Source organism: Faecalicatena orotica (genome assembly GCF_003149245.1).
Taxonomy (GTDB): domain Bacteria; phylum Bacillota; class Clostridia; order Lachnospirales; family Lachnospiraceae; genus Faecalicatena_A; species Faecalicatena_A orotica.
Map to the genome: position 1 here is coordinate 205,376 of NZ_QGDL01000010.1, position 18,257 is coordinate 223,632.

The following is an 18,257-nucleotide window of genomic DNA, read 5'->3' on the forward strand; positions in this document are numbered from 1 at the left end:
TTTATGGCTATTCTAGCATTTCAGAACGAAAGCTGTGAGTAGAATTATTATGAAATATCGTAATATTTTTGCGCATTCCCTAATATCTACGCTGAGTAAGGCGCTACGCTTTCGCGGTATTCTTTTGGCGTCTTCTGCACATATTTTTTAAACGTTTTCGTAAAGTAGTTTACATCCGGGATACCGCAGTACTGTGCGATTGTCTGTATCTGCATATCTGTGGAATTTAGAAGGAAGACTGCATGTTCCACACGTTTCCGGCTCACGTAATCGGTCAGGGTAACTCCGGTTTCTTTCTTAAATAATGTAGAAAGGTAGCTTGCATTCACATTCAGAAGGTCGGCCTGTGTCTTGAGGCTTAAGTCCGCGGTGAGGTCAGAATCGATTCTGGTCAGAACCTTTCTAATAAGAAGAGAGTACCCCTTCATGGAATGGTTTTTAACAAGCAGGCAGTATTTTCTCACCATTTCCTGATTTAAGGCATATGCTTCCTCCGGGGAATGGATCAATTCAATCTTCTTTGCAAATTTAGAAGTAAGACTGTCAATATGGAGTGGGTGTACGGCTCCGGCTTCGGCCCCTTTCCTTAGAAGCGTTTTTAAAATGATACAGTAATTTTTCAGATTGCGGACCGGGTCGGCTATCCGGTCTTCCATTCCCTGGTTTGCCGTGTTAGAGATCATCATTTCGGCTTTATGTACAAGTCCCTGTGAAACTGCCTGTATCATCCTGTTTTCAGCGGCATACCGTTCTTCCATGATCTGCATGCTGATAAGCGGTTCCTCAGTGTCCTTAAAATCAGGTCTGGAGGCAACCGGCTCATAATCCTGCGGAAGGCTGCGCTCGATATATTCCACAGAGAAATGATCCAGACTTCCCCAGATAGTTTCCCCGAAGGTATTTACAAGGGCAAAGATTGTACTTTCGTCAGGAATCAGGGGCAGATCCGAGTAATACTTTTCCAGCTGCGGGAACAGTGAAGACGGAATGGAAAGTTTTTCGGCACAGTTCAATATAACACGGAGTGGATGTTCCACCTGTGTATACGGACCTATGATCAGACATTGGTCTCCCTCTGTCTCCGGCAGCCTGAAAAAGATATAACTGCACAGATATTCATCAGAAACGCGGTAAATGGTATTGGGCTTCGTATCGGCCAGACGTTCATGGAATAGTCTGGAATAGTCGGATTCAGAATAGATCAGCTTTCTAAGGCCTGAGTCGAATACAGGGATGTCAGGTTCACTTGAATTTAAAATATTTGTATTCAGGTGAAAATTTCTTAAAAGTTTTCTGAAAAAAATTAATTCCGCTTCGTAATGCATAAAATTCCTCCTTATACTAACTATATTTTAACAGTTTATACGTTGCGTCAATCGTAATATTATCGCATGTTTTAGTATAATTTTTGGGGAAATTCAATATACCGTAAAAAAAAGACGGAAATTAACAAAAAAATTCCTCACTGTAAAATGAGAATTCGATTAGAATGTCCAATATAAAGAAGGAGGGAATACAATGTTAGATTATTCAATGCTGTACCCAGAGTCAACGGTATCCAGAAGAGCAGTTTCTATGGATGGAATGTGGAACTTTCAGCTGGATGAGAAAGAGGAGGGAATTGCTTCAGGATGGACGGAAGGTCTTCCCAGCCCGGACAGCATTCCCGTACCGGCCAGTTTTCAGGATTTTTATACAGAAAAGGATATTCGCGAATATGCGGGAGACTTTTGGTATGAAAAGGATATGTTTATCCCGGGAGAATGGGAAGGGAAAAAAGTTTTTGTAAGATTTGGCTGTGCTACCCACAGGGCTGAAGTTTTTGTGAACGGTGTGAAGGTTACAGAACATCTGGGTGGATTTCTTCCATTTTCTGCGGATGTTACGGACGTGGTACGCTACAATGCACAGAACAAACTGGTTGTAAAGGTAAACAATGAACTGTCTGTTACAAATATCCCCTGTGGAACAACCATTACCTTAAGTAATGGGAAGAAAATGGCAAAGCCATATTTTGATTTCTTTAATTATTCAGGACTTCAGAGGAGTGTATATCTGACAGCGGTTCCGCAGGAATACATCTTTGATATTACAACAGATTATGAACTCTGTGGTGAAGATGCAAAGGTATCCTACAGGATAGACACGACAGGAGAACATACCGTTCTGGTTACACTGTGTGATGCAGAAGGAAATGTGGCGGCATCCGCCCAGGGAAAAGAGGGCGTTCTGGATGTAAAGAATGCACATCTTTGGGAAGTGCGCAATGCCTATCTTTACAGCATGATGGTGCAGATTACAGACGGTGCGGAGGTGATCGATGAATACAGGCAGGAAATTGGTATCCGCACGGTAGAAGTGAAAGATACCAGCATCCTTCTGAACGGGAAGCCGGTCTACCTCAAAGGGTTCGGTAAGCATGAGGACAGCGACATTATAGGGCGCGGATTTAACATTGGAGTAATGAAGCGTGATTTTGAGCTGATGAAATGGATTGGCGCGAATTCATTCCGAACATCCCATTACCCGTACAGTGAGGAAATCTATCAGATGGCAGACAGGGAAGGATTCCTGATTATCGACGAGGTTCCGGCGGTCGGATTGTTTGAAAGCCTGATGAATTTTATGGAAGCGAGCACGGGAAAGCAGACGGCATTCTTTGAGAAAGAGACAACGCCTGAACTTCTCAAGAGTCATTTACATGCGTTAGAAGAGATGATCGCAAGAGACAAGAATCATCCAAGCGTTATAGCATGGAGCCTTCTGAATGAACCGGAATCGACGAGTGATGCCGCTGTGCCGTATTTCAAAGAAGTCTTCGACAAGGCTCACGAACTGGATGTACAGAAGCGTCCGCGCACATTCGCACTGGTCATGAATGCAGTGCCCGGAACATGTAAATGCCACCAGTTCAGCGATATCGTGGCACTCAACAGATACTATGGATGGTATGTAAAGGGCGGCCACGAGATGATGGATGCAAGAGAAATGCTGATCAAAGAACTGGAAGGCTGGAAAGCCATGAATGTGAACAAACCATTCATCTTCACGGAATATGGTGCAGATACACTTGCTTCTGAGCACAAGCTTCCATCCGTTATGTGGAGTCAGGAATATCAGGAAGAATATCTGAAAATGACCCATGATGTATTCGATTCCTTTGATTTCGTAAAAGGAGAACAAGTTTGGAATTTTGCCGACTTCCAGACGACAGAGGGAATCATGCGCGTCAATGGTAATAAGAAAGGGATCTTTACGAGACAGAGACAGCCGAAGGATGTAGCCTATAAACTGAAACAGCGCTGGGAAAGTCTCCCGGTAGATTTTAAGGGATAGTAGAGGAGGAAAATTATGAAAAACAATAGTAATGTACGCCCATTTGGGATAAAAGATAAGATCGGATATATGTTCGGTGACTTTGGTAACGACTTTACATTCATCTTTGCAAGTTCATTTTTGATGGTATTCTATACAAAGGTGCTGGGAATCAGCGCAAGTATGGTTGGTGTGTTATTCCTTGTCGCACGGTGTGTCGATGCGTTCACTGACGTTACAATGGGACGTATCGTAGATAAAATGAAACCAGCAAAAGACGGAAGATTCCGTCCGTGGATCCGCAGAATGTGCGGACCGGTTGCAATCGCAAGTTTCCTGATGTACCAGTCAGGACTGGCGGGCGCATCTATGACAGTCAAGATTATTTACATGTTTGTAACATACATCCTGTGGGGAAGCATTTTTTATACCTCTATTAACATCCCTTACGGCTCAATGGCTTCTGTTATCAGTTCAGATGCTGACCACAGATCATCACTTTCCACATTCAGAAGTGTGGGAGCAACTCTCGCAGGCCTTGTAATCGGTGTCGGCGCTCCTCTGCTCGTATATACGACAGATGCTGCCGGAAACCAGATCGTGGAAGGCGGAAGATTTACAATGATCGCAGGTGTATTTTCCATTCTTGCAGTTGTATGTTACCTTCTTTGCTACTTCCTGACTACAGAGCGTGTTCAGATTGAACCTGACCCGAATGCTGAGAAAGTAAGTTTCCTCCAGACAGTAAAAACTCTCGTTACAAACCGTGCACTTTTAGGAATTATAGCAGCGGCAATCTTACTGCTTCTGGCTTCCCTTATGACACAGTCTGTTAACCAGTATGTATTTGTTGATTACTTTAAAAACAAGAATGCGTTATCTGTTATGAGTATGTGCGGTATCGTGCCAACACTGCTACTTGCGCCATTTGCAGTGCCTATCACTAGGAAATTTGGTAAAAAAGAAGTTGGTGCAACTGGATGTATCATCGGCGGACTGGCATGTCTCGCTTTATTCTTCATCCATACAGATTCTGCAGTAGTTTACATTGCAATCAACGTAATCGGATATTTTGGATTTGGTATCTTCAACCTGATTATTTGGGCATTCATCACAGACGTTATTGATGATCAGGAAGTAAAGACATATAAGAGGGAAGACGGTACAATTTATGCAGTATACAGCTTTGCCAGAAAAATCGGGCAGGCTCTTGCAGGCGGACTCGGTGGTTTCGCACTGGGCATGGTAGGTTATGATTCAAGTGTACAGGTGCAGACACAGGCAGTTGCAAATGGAATCTACAATATAGCAACGCTGATCCCTGGCATACTCTATATCGGAGTGGGACTCTGCCTGATCTTCCTCTATCCTCTGAATAAGAAGAGAGTAGAAGCGAATGTTGCAGCATTGAAGGCAAGAAGAGAAGCATAAATTCAGGTTACATGCAGACACTAAAAATATAAATAATGTTGTAATCGCAGCAAGAAACGGTATATTTTCCGGCGGGAAAGTATACCGTTTCTTGCTGTTTATAGAGGCTAATCGGCCAGAATGTTTCATCACTCTACTGGAAAAATATATTTTTTCTTTTTAGATATAGATGATAAAAAAACACTACTATATATATTGGCATCACTCCCCAAAACATATTCGTCCAACCAAATATGTTTCTCAGAACTGAAAAGACAGAATCTATAAAAATAGTTAAAAGAATCAATATTATAATGCCTTTTACCTTTAATTTCACATAATTATGGCGGATATGATACCAAAATAAACTAAACAGATTCAGGCTCCATACATCAATTCCTATATATACCGCGGAGGCTGCCCCGTCCCCCCATAAGTATTCCATGAAAAATGAAACAATTGCAGGTAAGACAGAAAAACACAGACATAATTTAAATATAGATAATTCAATATCTTTTTCATTCGTAACGATAGCGGCTATCCCTAATGGTATAATAAATGCCAGAAGACGAATCGTAGGTTTTCCAGCATATTCAAAGTAATGAACATTGTGCCAGAAGAGACATAACAGAAAAAGTATAACCCCTTCCAGAATATAAAAAAGAAAAACATATAATTTTTTGATAATATTCACGCTCCATTTATGATATTGTAACTGTTTACACTCAAAGAAAAATCCACAGTTAGGGAATTGGCCTTAGGAGTATTACTAGTATGGATTTTATAGAACAAGTTTATTATTCTTTTAAACCTACTTATTTATAATAGCTTTTTAAACGCAGATGGAGAATAACTCCACCTGCTTTTTCTAATAGTTAGATCAAAAGAACCTTTATTGAGGGTGATAGCTTATTACAGTTGTACCTGTATCATAATTTAATACATTTTGTTGGATAATACCCGCGGTACCATTACCGGACACCTGACGTATTTGTGCACCATAAGCAAATGCTAGAAGCCCTGCTCCTACAAGATAGCCGAGAGCAGCATTTTGAATATTATCATAAGAACCATTATCTACTATACTAATTAGATTAGCTAAAGAATTACCCGCTGCTTCTAAAGCACGTACAAGTACCATAGCATCACTTGAAGACAAATAAACATCTGTTTGTCCCCACCAGTATGTAACTATTTTTCTGACGCCTGCCCGTGTAAGCCCTCCTGAAATTATATAGATATTTAAATCATTATCAGTTATAGCTTCTCCAGACGTTACCAGTTCATTTACCATTTCTAAGTGTTGTGTAATAGCATCTGCTATTGTTTCAGTATATCCTGCACTTATCGCTGCGTCAGAATCCAAATGCAATGTTCCATCCTGTGAACGAGTAATATAATTATCTAATCCTATAACTTCATTAGGAACGGCAACCTGATTTTCGGTGTCTTCCGCCATAACTGGTATTGAAAGTGAAAGCATCATTACTAATGATAGTAAAGTTGCTAATAATTTTTTCCATGTTTTTTTCATATTAGATTTCTCCCTCCTAATATATTGCTAAACCTAAGGTATTGATTTCTAGTTTTTATTAAATAATTACCTTTTCTACATAATTTTGATTCACTATTCACTTTCTTAAAACATTGGTATCACCTTATTTCTAATTTATACAAAAATTATATTGATGGGCTAAAGATTTCTAACACATAATTTTTTCATACGTAGTTTCTATTTGATCTGCCTGTAAATAAATTTTTATATGGATATTCTATTTTATATAAATAGAATCTTCAAGTAGTTGTCCATAAAATGCTTGTTTTTTGACCATTAATAGTTATTCTTTACGCCTGTGTCATCTCTAGTACTATAAGAGTAACCAAATCATAAAGTGCTGAAAATGAAAAAATTATCCCCATATTCCTAAAAATCTGAATTCTTATCCATAAAAAATAGGCAATCGTAGAAACATAAAATAGTGTTCTTTTTCATGTACTGTGTTAAGATAGTAAAAAAGATACGGGAGGGCGTAGACATGCGTGTTCTGATTATAGAAGATGAGGCCGGACTTGCCGATGTCCTGAAAGCCGAGTTTGAAGATGCAAATTTTGATGCAGATACGGCGGATAACGGCATGGACGGCTATTATATGGGGATGTCGGATATTTATGATGTCATTATTCTGGACGGTATGCTTCCGGAAATGGACGGTTATGATATTCTGTCAAAATGGAGGTCACAAGGTGTGAGCACCCCCGTCCTCATGCTGACGGCAAGATCTGAACTCGGGGATAAGCTGAAAGGGCTGGATCTGGGAGCGGATGATTACTTAACGAAACCATTTGAGATGGAAGAGCTCTTTGCACGTGTAAGGGTAATCACGAGAAGGCAGGGGAAAGTAGAGACGAAACAGATCGGTTTCGGGGACATTTCACTGGATATCCGCACCTGTATCCTTTGTAACCGGCAGACGGGCGTGGAGGTACAGCTTGGGAAAAAAGAGTATCAGATTCTGGAATTTATGATTAAAAATAAACGCCAGATTGTAACGAGGGAACAGATTGCAGAAAAGCTGTGGGGGTATGATTCCGAGGCTGAGTATAATAATGTGGAAGTATATATTTCGTTTACAAGAAGGAAGCTGAAGTTTATTGCGTCTAACGTAAGAATTAAGTCCATAAGAGGGATCGGATACAGATTGGAGATGGCGGATGATTAAAAAACTTCAAAAACGAATTGCATTTACACTGGCCGGAATCCTAATGCTGATCATGCTGGGACTACAGTTGTTTTTTTATATCAGTAATTACTATTATTATGCGGAATACCAGAAGCAGCTTATGGAGCAGATCGCCGACGGATATATCAATGTGGATGCGGGAGTAAACAGAAGTGAGAGTATAGAGGGGACCCGCGAGGATTATATGGCAGATGACTGGTACCTGCCGATATGGGTATTTCAGGCGGGTGAGGACGGCGGTCTTACAGTAACCCAGAAAAGCTCAGGGGTTATGCAGGACGATGAGAAAGTGCTCGGGACGGCACAAAAGATATTGAATCTGGATAAGAGTGAGGGGATCTATAAAAGGAACTGGTATCTGCATAAAGACAATGTTCTGGTGATGATGAACGATGCAGATACTATCATATATTATGAACAGCAGGCAGCAATCATCTTAATCAGCGGTGTGGTGGGATTTGCAGTGATCATAATCTGTTCCCTGCTCATAGCAAGATGGCTTGTAAAGCCAGCGGCAAGGGCATTCGAACAGCAAAAACAGTTTATATCTGATGCAAGCCATGAACTAAAAACACCGCTTGCTGTAATAGGTGCTAACGCACAGCGTCTGAAAGGCGAGATTGGCGGGAATAAATGGCTTGATTATATTCTTGAGGAAAATGTAAGGATGGGAAAACTTCTGAAAGAATTACTGACACTTGCTAAAGTAGAGAATACGTCTTTACCGGAGGCAAAGGAGAAAGTAAATCTGAGCAGAATTGTGACAGGGGCCCTTTTACCATTTGAAAGCATCGCTTTTGAAAAAGAAATTGAATTCTGGATTGATATACAGGAGGATGTTTTCATTAAGGGTGAAGAAGAACATTTAAAACAGGCCGTGATTATTCTTTTGGATAATGCGTTTGCACATGTCAGTGAACATGGGGAGATCAGGGCAAAACTGGGTAAAAAAGGGAAATGGGCCTCCGTATCTATATCCAATACCGGGCTGGAGATTCCGAAAGAAGAACAGAAAAAAATATTCCAGAGATTCTACAGGATCGACAAAGGAAGAAACCGGGCAGAAAACAGATATGGGCTGGGACTGCCGATTGCATCAGGAATCGCCGGACGGCATAAGGGCAGAATTGAAGTATCCAGTGAAAATGGGCAGACTGTATTTACAATATTTCTGCCTGTTTACAGATAATATTTGTCCGTGTGCCGGGAAAGAATAAAAAAATTAAATGTTGTTTCAATATTTCTTCAATAAAACTGTTATACCATAAGCCAGACAAATGAAATAACATGAAGATAAAGGAGTTGAAGGATATGGGCATCAAAAATTTCAATATAAAAAAGAATAAGAAATGGATGGCCGGCGGATGCGTGGCCGGAATTCTGGTTCTGGCCGTGGCCGGCTGGACCGTGTTTGCAGGAGGAAAGTCAAATGATGGATCGGTGGACATCGTACCGTCAGAGGCACGGAAGATGGATCTCAGTAAGAGCATACAGGGTACGGGCGTTCTGGAGCCTGAAAACAGCGCTGATGTGAAGGTCCCGACGGGAATCCGTATTACAGAAATCAAGGTAAAGGTCGGAGATGAAGTAAAAGCGGGGGATGTGCTGGCACTTACGGATGGCGGTACGGTAACTGCCAGTCTTCTTGAGGCAAAAGAAAAACTGGCAGAGACAGATAAGAAACTCAGGCAGACAAATAATAAAACATCGGCATATTATAATCTGGCAAATGACAAAAAGAATCTGGAAGAGAAAATCAATATCCTGAACCAGATATCACAGTCAAACAGTATCACGGCGGCTGCAAATGGCACGGTTACAGCTGTGAACGGCGCGGCCGGTGAGGTGAATAAGTCTTCTTCCCAGAACGGGGGATCAGGCAGTACTCCGGGACAGCAGAATCCTTCTTCAGGAAACAGTTCAGGTACACCCCAGAACCAGAGTGCAGGGGGGAACCTGTCGGATATATCACTGGTTAACCTGACTGAAGCGGGTGAAAATGAAAACAAAGAACCTGTAACGATGCCGTTTCCGGAATTGAAACTGAAAGCACCAGTAACAGGGGAACCGCAGCTCAGGGAAATCGAGGAGACAGATGGCTATACGGGGAAAATCGAGTGGAACCATGTGGCAGACAAATTTGAGGAAAAGACAGTATATGCAGCCAGAATTACATTGATTGCAAAGCCCGGTTTTGTCTTTGAAAAGGGTGCTGAACCAAAAATCGAGGGAGCAGCTATCACTGATGTAGAATATGCCGGAGACGATGCTGTTCATGCAATTGCCTTTACAGCAGTCTTCCCGGCAACAGAAGCAAATGGACCGGCAGAAGAACCTTCAGACCCGTCAGCGGGGGATAAGAACGAAGATGATCCGGGTGAACAGCAGAAACCTTCCGATGAAGGCGATAAGAATACACCGCAGGAAGCTGGAGAAGCAGAGGATGGGTTTTCGGGCGGCGGATTCTCAGCGGGGGCTTCTTTTGGAGGCGGAAGTGCCGGGGGCTCAGGTTCCGGGGATGAAAAAAGTGTGAATACAGAACTGGCAGATGTGTTTACAATTTCCTCAGGAGATAAAATGAAGGTAAGTATCCAGATCGATGAGATGGATATTCTTTCCGTATCAATGGGGCAGAAAGCAGTCATTACATTAAACGCACTTCCTGGTGAAGTATTTGAAGGTAAAATCACCCATATTAACAAAGTCGGAACTGCAAACAGTGGTGTAACAAAGTACAAAGCAGAAATTACGGCGGCTAAGAATGATAAAATGCTTTCCGGAATGAATGTGGCAGCTTCGGTTGTCGTGGAGGAGAAAAAAGACGTGACTGCGGTGCCTGCATTCGCAGTGTTTGAGGAAGGCGGAAAGTCTTATGTTTATACCGGGACTGATAAAAAGACAGGAGAACTGACCGGAAAAAAAGAAGTGACAACAGGTATGACAGACGGAGTCTATATAGAAATCATAAAAGGCATCAAAGAAGGTACGGCTGTTTATTTCGAGGCGATGGCTGACAGCAGTCCGGGGAATGTGGATGTTCCGGCCGGCGTTATGTCAGATATGTAGGAGGTGCTGATATGATACGTTTGAATCATGTTTCAAAAATATACCATATGGGAGGCGAGGATATCTATGCATTAAGGGAAGCTTCACTTCGTGTAAGAAAAGGTGAATTTGTTAGTATAGTAGGACCATCCGGGAGCGGCAAGTCTACGATGATGAATATCATCGGCTGTCTGGATAACTCAGATGAGGGAGAATACCTGCTTGACGGGGAGTCCATTACGAATTATTCGGAGAAGGAACTGGCTAAAGTAAGAAACCGGAAGATCGGGTTTGTATTCCAGAATTTTAATCTGATTCCCAAGATGACGGCTGCGCAGAACGTGGAACTGCCGCTGATCTACCAGAAGCTTCCGTCACACGAACGCGCAGAGAGAGTAAAATGGGCTCTGGAGCAGGTGAAGCTGTATGAACGCAGGGAACACCTGCCTGCAGAATTATCAGGAGGACAGCAGCAGAGGGTTGCGATTGCAAGGGCGCTTGCGGCAAGGCCGTCCCTGTTTCTGGCGGATGAGCCTACAGGGGCTCTGGATTCCAAAACAAGCAGGGAGATCATGGGGATTTTCAAAGACCTTCATGAGCAGGGGAATACGATCGTCATCATCACCCATGATGAGAATGTTGCCGATGAGGCGGAACGGAAGATCCGAATCAGGGACGGACAGGTAAGTGAGGTGGTGGAGTCATGATACAGTCTTTTAAGATGGCATTAAGTTCAATTTCGTCCAGTAAAATGAGGTCGTTTCTCACCATGCTGGGAATTATTATAGGAGTGACTTCTCTCGTCGTACTGGTATCTCTGGTCAACGGGGCTGTTACTTCCATTGATGAAAGTATGTCCGCGGCCGGAAATACGAAACTGACGGTGACGGTCAGCAATGATAAAGGAAAGCCGCTGACGCTGGATGATATGGCGCAGTTTGGAAAGGAGCCTGAAATTACCGAGATCGCACCGGCAGAAACAGAATCTGTGACGGCGAAAAGCGATAAGAAGAGCGGAGATGTGTCAGTTACGGGTACGACGCCGGGATATTTCAAAATACAGGATCTGAAACTGGCGGCTGGCAGAAGCCTGAAAAAAGCAGATGTGGATAGCAGCTCTTACACCGCCGTGATCAATCATTATATGGCGCAGCAGCTTTTTGGCACCGACCAGGTAGTTGGCAGGAATGTTATCATAGGAGGCAGACAGTTTTTAATTGCAGGGGTGCTGAAAAAAAGTGATAACAACGGCTGGAATATGAATACGATGGAGGCTTACATCCCTTATTCTACATTAATGCGCAGTTCAGAAAAAGTAAAAGCCGTGAACAATTTTGTGATCTGGGCGGACAGTGAAGCAGACATGAGGGCCGCCGAATCAAAGATTACCAGTCTGCTGCTTGAACGTTTCCATAACGATCAAAAGGCATTTCGCGTAGACAATGAACTTGAGTTTGTTAAAATGGTAGAATCTACGAACCGGACAATGCTGCTGATGCTCGGAGGCATTGCAGGAATCTCACTGATTGTTGGGGGCATTGGCATCATGAACATCATGCTCGTATCGGTAACCGAGCGTACCCGGGAAATCGGAATCAGGAAAGCAGTCGGGGCAGGATATAAGGATATTATGGTTCAGTTTCTCGTGGAGGCGGTGGTTATTAGTCTGATCGGCTGTGCAATCGGGATTCTGCTGTCCTGGGGAATCGTAGCTGTGGCAGATCAGGTGATGACAGAATATCATTTCAGCCTGTCGCCGGGGGTCATCTGGATTTCAGTCGGATTCTCCACAACGATTGGCATTGTATTCGGCAGTTATCCGGCAAACAAGGCTGCACGCAAGAAACCGATAGAGGCATTGCGGTTCTCATAGAAAATCAGAGGCTGATCATCCCGGTGTTCCAGTAAACTGTATTCCGGCGTTCTAATCTTTAACCCTTGACAGTTGTAATCAGTGCCTCACAGGTTCCGCTAATCTCGTATTCTCCGCTATTGGCAGGAAGGAAGAAACTATCTCCTTTCTGATAGCGGAGTTTGTCTTTGCCGCAGCGGATTTCTCCATCCCCTTCAACCATCAGTATGCTTACAAAAGAGCCGTTACCAATATGGCCGCACATTTTCTTCATGACATCACCGTCCAGATTAAGCTTATCTACTGTGAAGTAATCGCAGTCGGCGATATGGGGGCAGCATGTTTTGCTCTTGATAATAGGAACACGGTTCGTAACGGCAAGGGCCTTTTCTATATGTAAATCCCTCTTTTTCCCATCGTTCCCGACTCTTCCATAATCATACACGCGATAAGTGACATTCGAATTCTGCTGGATTTCTGCAATTACAATATCTTTACCTATCGCATGGATCGTACCTGTTTCAATGAACAGCACATCCCCCTTCTGGACCGTTACAGCGTTCAATACCTCCAACAGGGTGTTATCCAGAATCCGCTGTCTGAACTCCTCTTTGCTTACCTTCTTTTTGAAACCATAATATAAACATGCGCCTTCCTTACAGTCGGCTACATACCACATCTCGGTTTTGCCATACTGGCCTTCATTTTCCAATGCAAATTGATTGTCAGGATGCACTTGGATAGAAAGATTATCCTTTGCGTCAATAAACTTTATAAGAATAGGAAACTCCCTGAATCTCCGGCAATGTATACCAAGTACATTCCCTTCTGCTTTTTTTATATATTCTGCCAGTGTAATTCCTGCAAATGTACCGTTTTGGATTTTTGACGGACCATCCGGATGGCAGGAAAGTTCCCACGTCTCTGCCAAAATGTTTCCGTCATAGTTTTTATGGTATTCGTCTATAAGGCGGTGCCCGCCCCACAAATAATCTTTACAGCTGGGCACCATTTTTAAAATACACATCTTCATTCCTCCTGCTACGTTTATTATCTACTGCATATCCATACTAAAACACAGCCAAAGGAGGTGTCTATTCCGTTTATCTGCGATCTGTTTTATAAATGCAGATAGTACAGAATACGCAATTCTGTTTGATTTTCGTACTCTAAAAGTGATGGAAAGATGAATCATCTCAGATTTGTGTAGTTGCAGAAAATCAAATTCTGGTTAAAAATAAATTTAAGCGAAACAGAGGCATGGGCAATAGAAACATAACAATAGAATATTGGCCTTGTGAGAAAGATATCGTTTGAAAGGAAAAGGGTGTAAAATGAAAAAACGAATGGGTAAAGCGGGAAGAAAAAAAACTATGGCTTTGACTGCTATGGCGCTTCCGGCATCGGTTCTTCTTTTCATATTTTCGTATATCCCAATTGCAGGTTTAGTGATTGCATTTAAGGATTTTCGATATGATAAGGGGTTCCTGGGAAGCGAGTGGGTTGGATTTAAGAATTTTGAATTCTTCTTTAAGTCCAATGATGCATGGATTGTATTAAGAAATACGATAGGGCTGAATCTTCTATTTATAGGAGTCACTCTTGTAATAGCAGTGTCAGTAGCACTGATGATTAATGAAATCAGGAGCCGTATAGCAGTAAAAGCAATCCAGACAATTATGTTTTTCCCATACTTTATGTCATGGGTTGTAGTAGGATATCTGCTGTATGCATATCTGCATCATGATTATGGAATTATCAACCAGCTTTTGAACTTTTTTGGATTAGAAAGCATTGCGTGGTATGCGAAATCGGCTTATTGGCCTGTTATTCTGACATTTATGTACGCATGGAAGGTAGCCGGTTATTACAGCGTTATCTATTACGCCGGATTGATGGGGATTGACGATTCATATTATGAAGCGGCGGCATTGGATGGGGCTAGTAAATGGCAGATGATTTGGAGCGTGACACTGCCGATGATCCGAAGCATCATTATTTGTATGGTAATCCTACAGATTGGAAGAATTATGTATGCCGACTTTGGATTGTTCTTCCAGTTGACAAGAGATTCCGGTGCATTGTATGCTACGACGGATGTTTTGGATACTTATATATTCAGGGCGCTCCGTGTGACAGGTGATATTGGTATTGGTTCGGCAGTAGGCTGTTTCCAGGCGGTGGCCGGGTTTATACTAATTATGGTCAGTAACTTTATTGTACGTAAGATTGACAGTGAGAGTGCATTGTTCTAAAGGGAGGAGAAAAACTGATGAATAAAAAATTACCTGTTTATCAGAGAGTGATTATTTATGGGGTACTGATATTAATCTGCCTCATTTGTATCATACCGATTATCACGGTTATCTCCATTTCTTTTTCTACAGATATGGCGATTATAAAAGATGGATATGGAATACTGCCAAAAGGCTTTACGCTGGAAGCGTACAAATATGTCCTGAAGGATATGGAATCTATATTAAGATCGTATGGAATATCTATCTTTGTTACTGTTACCGGATGTGTACTGGGGTTGTCTTTTAATGCAATGATAGCCTATGTACTGTCCAGAAAAGATTATAAATATAAGAAACAGCTCACAGTGTTTCTTATTATCCCGATGGTGTTAAACGGCGGTCTGGTACCGACCTATATCTGGATTACTAAATATTTGCACCTAAAGAATACAATTTGGGTTATGATTCTTCCGATGCTGATCGTGCCATGGTTTATTATTCTCCTGAGAACCTTTTTCTCACAGATCCCGTCATCGCTGATTGAAGCAGCAACGGTGGACGGCGCAAGCGAATTAACGATATTTGTGAAAATAGTTCTTCCATTGGCAAAACCGGCGTTGGCAACTGTAGGAATGTTTATTACACTGAATTACTGGAATGACTGGTTTCAGCCTTTGATGTATATTGACAATTCAGAACTGTACAATCTGCAGTACCGTCTCTATATATTAATGAGGGATGTTCAGGAAATGATAAAGAACTCTTCAATTTCAGGAATGGGAATCAGCATAGCAGATCTCCCCACAGAATCAATGCGTATGGCAATGTGCGTAATTGCAGCAGGACCGATGTTGGTGATTTTCCCATTTTTCCAGAAGTATTTTGTAAAAGGCCTTACGGTAGGCGGGGTCAAAGGTTAATCAGGAATGTATATTTGCATGGCAAATTACAATAAAAATCACATTAAGAGGAGGAAAAAAGTGATGAAAAGAAGAAAGATTACAGCACTTCTGTTAACGCTGGCAATAGCAGCCGGTACATTGGCAGGGTGCGGAGGCAGCGACGGTGGAAGTGATAAGGGTGACGGCGGAAAGAAGGAGGGAGATGTTGTTAATCTGAAAATCCACGTTATGGTGCCGGAGCAAAAGGACCAGGCTAAAGTTATGGAAGCCGTAAATGAGTATACGAAAGAAAAAATCGGGGTGACAGTCGATTATGTGTTCCACGGTGGTTCCTATGCGGATAAGATTCAGGTTATTATTGCATCAGGAGAAGAGTATGATGCCTGCTTTACTTCAAACTGGTTAAATCCTTATAATACAAATGTTGCAAAGGGCGCATTTGTCGATATTAAAGAAATGCTTCCGGAAGTTGCTCCTGACTTAATGGAGAGCATGCCGGAATCCTTCTGGACAGCCGTGACTGTAAACGGCGGAATCTATGCGGTTCCAAACCAACAGATTGCTGCACGCCAGATTGGAGCGCTTATGCCAAAAGAATTCGTAGACGCATCAGGCGAAAAAGTGGAAAATCTGCAGACACTGACTGAAATGAAGGATTATGCTCAATATGCGTTTGACAACTACAGTGCAAAAGTGGGTGGTGTCAATGTGCAGCAGGCAGCCGATTACTGCGGATATGAGCATATAAGTGATTATATGTCAGCAGGTGCTATTAAGATGGGGGACGAAAGTGCCAAGGTTGTTAACTTCTATGAAACAGATGAGTGGAAGGCAATGTTAAAAGAATCTTATGATCTGAATTCAGCAGGCTTATTAGACGGGCAGTGTGCATATAACCCGGAATATGGTGAAAGCCAGAGGATCGGAAAGAAAACATCAGCTTACTTTTCCGGAACATATAAACCGGGTGTAGAAGCGGAAGAATCTACGCGTGCAGGATATGATATGGTATTTGCAAAGTCTAAAACAGAGCCATTGATTACAACAAATTCAGTAATAGCTACGATGTATGGTATTTCAACGACTTCAAAACATCCGGAAGAGACTTTAAAGTATCTTGAACTGGTAAATACAGACCCGTATGTTATGAATCTCCTTTCTTACGGTATTGAAGGGACTCATTATGAAAAGATATCTGACAATATGATTAAACCAATTGAAAATAGTGGATATTCCCACGGCCAGGCATGGGCATTTGGAAATGTATTCAATTCTTATGCAATTGAAGGGCAGCCGGAAGATGTCTGGGAGCAGACAAAGGCTCTGAATGACAGTGCCAAGATTTCTCCGATTCTGGGATTTTCTTTCGACCCCGATCCGGTGAAGATGGAAATTGCGAGTGTGTCCAAGGTTGTCAAGGAGTACGAAAGCCTTACAGGCGGAGAGCTTCCTGTTGAAGAGACAAACGCAGAATTTGTTGAGAAGTTAAAAGTTGCGGGGATAGATACTGTTCTTGCGGAAATGCAGAAACAGGTAGATGCTTTTATGGAAGCAAAATAAATAACGGGCAAACAGGCAGAGTGCCTGGCTGTGATAAACAGCCGGGTGCTTTGTGCTATATTAAAAAGTGTTGGGAAACTGTGTGAGTGTCAGATTTCGTTGTTGATATGGGAAGTAATATACTTTAAAATAAGCACATGGGGGATGGATGTTTATGAAAAAGTTTACGAAGAAGACGGTGGGAGCCGATGGGAAAAGAAACAGAAAAATCATTCGGAAAATTGAACAGAAGCGGACATTTAGAAAAATTTTCCTGACCATAACCATTGCGATGTTTATAGTTGTTATTTTATGTTTTTCCATCATGTATGAAACCAGATAAGGAGAAAACGTAAATTGTGTTAATGATAGCAGACATGAGTATGGAGTGAATATCTTATTTGGAGGAAAAACAAATGGTACAATCAATCTTTGAGGAAATGGGCGGCAGATACGAACGGCAAGGCGAATACATTTTACCCTGCCTTACCATACCACCCGAAAAGGAACAGTCGATAGACTTATTCGGACGGCGGCACTTGGACTATCTGCGGGAGTACCGCAAAATTACATACACCAATCTTCTCACAAGCGGCAGGCTCAATGCTTACCTTGCCGACATTGACAGACAGGCACAGGAACACTTTGAACGGCTCATAGAGGGCATGAAGCAAGCACAGGGCATAACGGAATGCCTAAAGGAAGAAAACGCCTTAGAATGGACTGGAAGAACGAATAACATAAGGGCTTGTGCGAGGGAGATTGTGGGGAAAGAAATTATTTTTGCATAAACAGATGATTAGTGGCAGGGTGAAATCCTGCCGCTTTTTCTGCTTTAGTTTGTCAGCTTGACAAATAAAGGGTTAAGGAATATAATTAAATTCAGTTTTATACAAGGAGTTAATAAATATGCGGCAAGGTATTCTTAAATAAACTGTCAATTTGATAGTGGGAACAAAAGTAGCAGTCTCGTTTCACTTTTAATATGGGGCTTAGTTTTTTGTACCCAGTTTAAGAATACTTTTATCATGTAATTTTATATGCCCGAAAACATATAAGTGTTTTGGGGCTATTGGAGTTATTTACCCAGTGATAGGAGTATTTATCACTGGGTATTTTTATGCCCTTTTTTGGGTGTTAATAGGAGGAAAATCACATGAAAATAATTAACTTAGGCATTCTGGCTCACGTTGACGCAGGAAAGACAACCTTAACG

General features: G+C 42.0%; 16 protein-coding genes. 13 read left to right on the forward strand and 3 right to left on the reverse strand.

The window, feature by feature from the left end; genetic code table 11:
* Window positions 1–86: 86 nt before the first annotated feature.
* On the reverse strand, window positions 87–1,325 hold the full coding sequence (locus A8806_RS17030; RefSeq protein WP_109732393.1) for a helix-turn-helix domain-containing protein: 1,239 nt from the start codon (window positions 1,323–1,325) through the stop codon (window positions 87–89).
* A 193-nt stretch (window positions 1,326–1,518) separates the two neighbouring features.
* Between A8806_RS17030 and uidA the strand changes: the two genes are divergently transcribed.
* Window positions 1,519–3,336, forward strand: a complete 1,818-nt coding sequence (uidA, locus tag A8806_RS17035) for a beta-glucuronidase (RefSeq protein WP_109732394.1) — start codon at window positions 1,519–1,521, stop codon at window positions 3,334–3,336.
* A 15-nt stretch (window positions 3,337–3,351) separates the two neighbouring features.
* Window positions 3,352–4,746 (forward strand): MFS transporter, encoded by a 1,395-nt coding sequence (locus A8806_RS17040; RefSeq protein ID WP_109732395.1) that lies wholly within the window; start codon window positions 3,352–3,354, stop codon window positions 4,744–4,746.
* An 871-nt stretch (window positions 4,747–5,617) separates the two neighbouring features.
* Here A8806_RS17040 and A8806_RS17050 read toward each other — a convergent pair.
* The gene (locus tag A8806_RS17050; RefSeq protein WP_109732397.1) at window positions 5,618–6,259 is read right to left on the reverse strand and encodes a hypothetical protein; all 642 of its coding nucleotides are present in this window, start codon (window positions 6,257–6,259) and stop codon (window positions 5,618–5,620) included.
* A gap of 502 nt (window positions 6,260–6,761) precedes the next feature.
* On the opposite strand from A8806_RS17050, the gene A8806_RS17055 reads away from it, so the two are divergent.
* The 5 genes from A8806_RS17055 (at window position 6,762) to A8806_RS17075 (ending at window position 12,384) form a co-directional block, all read left to right on the forward strand.
* Window positions 6,762–7,445 carry a response regulator transcription factor gene (locus A8806_RS17055; RefSeq protein ID WP_109732398.1) on the forward strand — a complete coding sequence of 228 codons (684 nt, stop codon included), beginning with the start codon at window positions 6,762–6,764 and terminating at the stop codon, window positions 7,443–7,445.
* Window positions 7,438–8,655 carry a sensor histidine kinase gene (locus tag A8806_RS17060; protein ID WP_109732399.1) on the forward strand — a complete coding sequence of 406 codons (1,218 nt, stop codon included), beginning with the start codon at window positions 7,438–7,440 and terminating at the stop codon, window positions 8,653–8,655. Before A8806_RS17055 ends, A8806_RS17060 begins: the two co-directional genes overlap by 8 nt.
* Before the next feature lie 122 nt (window positions 8,656–8,777).
* A complete protein-coding gene (locus tag A8806_RS17065) occupies window positions 8,778–10,532 on the forward strand; it encodes an efflux RND transporter periplasmic adaptor subunit (protein ID WP_181368760.1) in 1,755 nt (584 codons plus the stop codon).
* A gap of 11 nt (window positions 10,533–10,543) precedes the next feature.
* A complete protein-coding gene (locus tag A8806_RS17070) occupies window positions 10,544–11,218 on the forward strand; it encodes an ABC transporter ATP-binding protein (RefSeq protein ID WP_109732401.1) in 675 nt (224 codons plus the stop codon).
* Window positions 11,215–12,384, forward strand: a complete 1,170-nt coding sequence (locus tag A8806_RS17075; RefSeq protein WP_109732402.1) for an ABC transporter permease — start codon at window positions 11,215–11,217, stop codon at window positions 12,382–12,384. The genes A8806_RS17070 and A8806_RS17075 overlap by 4 nt, the downstream gene beginning before the upstream one ends.
* Before the next feature lie 58 nt (window positions 12,385–12,442).
* On the opposite strand, the gene A8806_RS17080 is transcribed toward A8806_RS17075, so the two are convergent.
* Window positions 12,443–13,390, reverse strand: a complete 948-nt coding sequence (locus tag A8806_RS17080; RefSeq protein ID WP_109732403.1) for a type I phosphomannose isomerase catalytic subunit — start codon at window positions 13,388–13,390, stop codon at window positions 12,443–12,445.
* A gap of 307 nt (window positions 13,391–13,697) precedes the next feature.
* Here A8806_RS17080 and A8806_RS17085 point away from each other — a divergent pair, with 307 nt between their 5' ends.
* The 6 genes from A8806_RS17085 to A8806_RS27140 all read left to right on the forward strand — a co-directional run.
* The gene (locus tag A8806_RS17085; protein ID WP_207657869.1) at window positions 13,698–14,618 is read left to right on the forward strand and encodes an ABC transporter permease; all 921 of its coding nucleotides are present in this window, start codon (window positions 13,698–13,700) and stop codon (window positions 14,616–14,618) included.
* Between the two features lie 17 nt (window positions 14,619–14,635).
* On the forward strand, window positions 14,636–15,520 hold the full coding sequence (locus A8806_RS17090) for a carbohydrate ABC transporter permease (protein ID WP_109732404.1): 885 nt from the start codon (window positions 14,636–14,638) through the stop codon (window positions 15,518–15,520).
* A gap of 63 nt (window positions 15,521–15,583) precedes the next feature.
* Entirely contained in the window at window positions 15,584–17,062 is a 1,479-nt protein-coding gene (locus A8806_RS17095; RefSeq protein WP_181368761.1) for an ABC transporter substrate-binding protein, read from the forward strand.
* Between the two features lie 154 nt (window positions 17,063–17,216).
* Window positions 17,217–17,384: a hypothetical protein gene (locus tag A8806_RS26280; RefSeq protein WP_181368762.1), complete on the forward strand. Its 168-nt coding sequence runs from the start codon at window positions 17,217–17,219 to the stop codon at window positions 17,382–17,384.
* A 73-nt stretch (window positions 17,385–17,457) separates the two neighbouring features.
* The gene (locus A8806_RS17100; RefSeq protein ID WP_057491876.1) at window positions 17,458–17,832 is read left to right on the forward strand and encodes a TnpV protein; all 375 of its coding nucleotides are present in this window, start codon (window positions 17,458–17,460) and stop codon (window positions 17,830–17,832) included.
* 365 nt (window positions 17,833–18,197) lie between these two features.
* A partial coding sequence (locus tag A8806_RS27140) for a GTP-binding protein (protein WP_141724521.1) occupies window positions 18,198–18,257 on the forward strand: 60 nt, incomplete at its 3' end.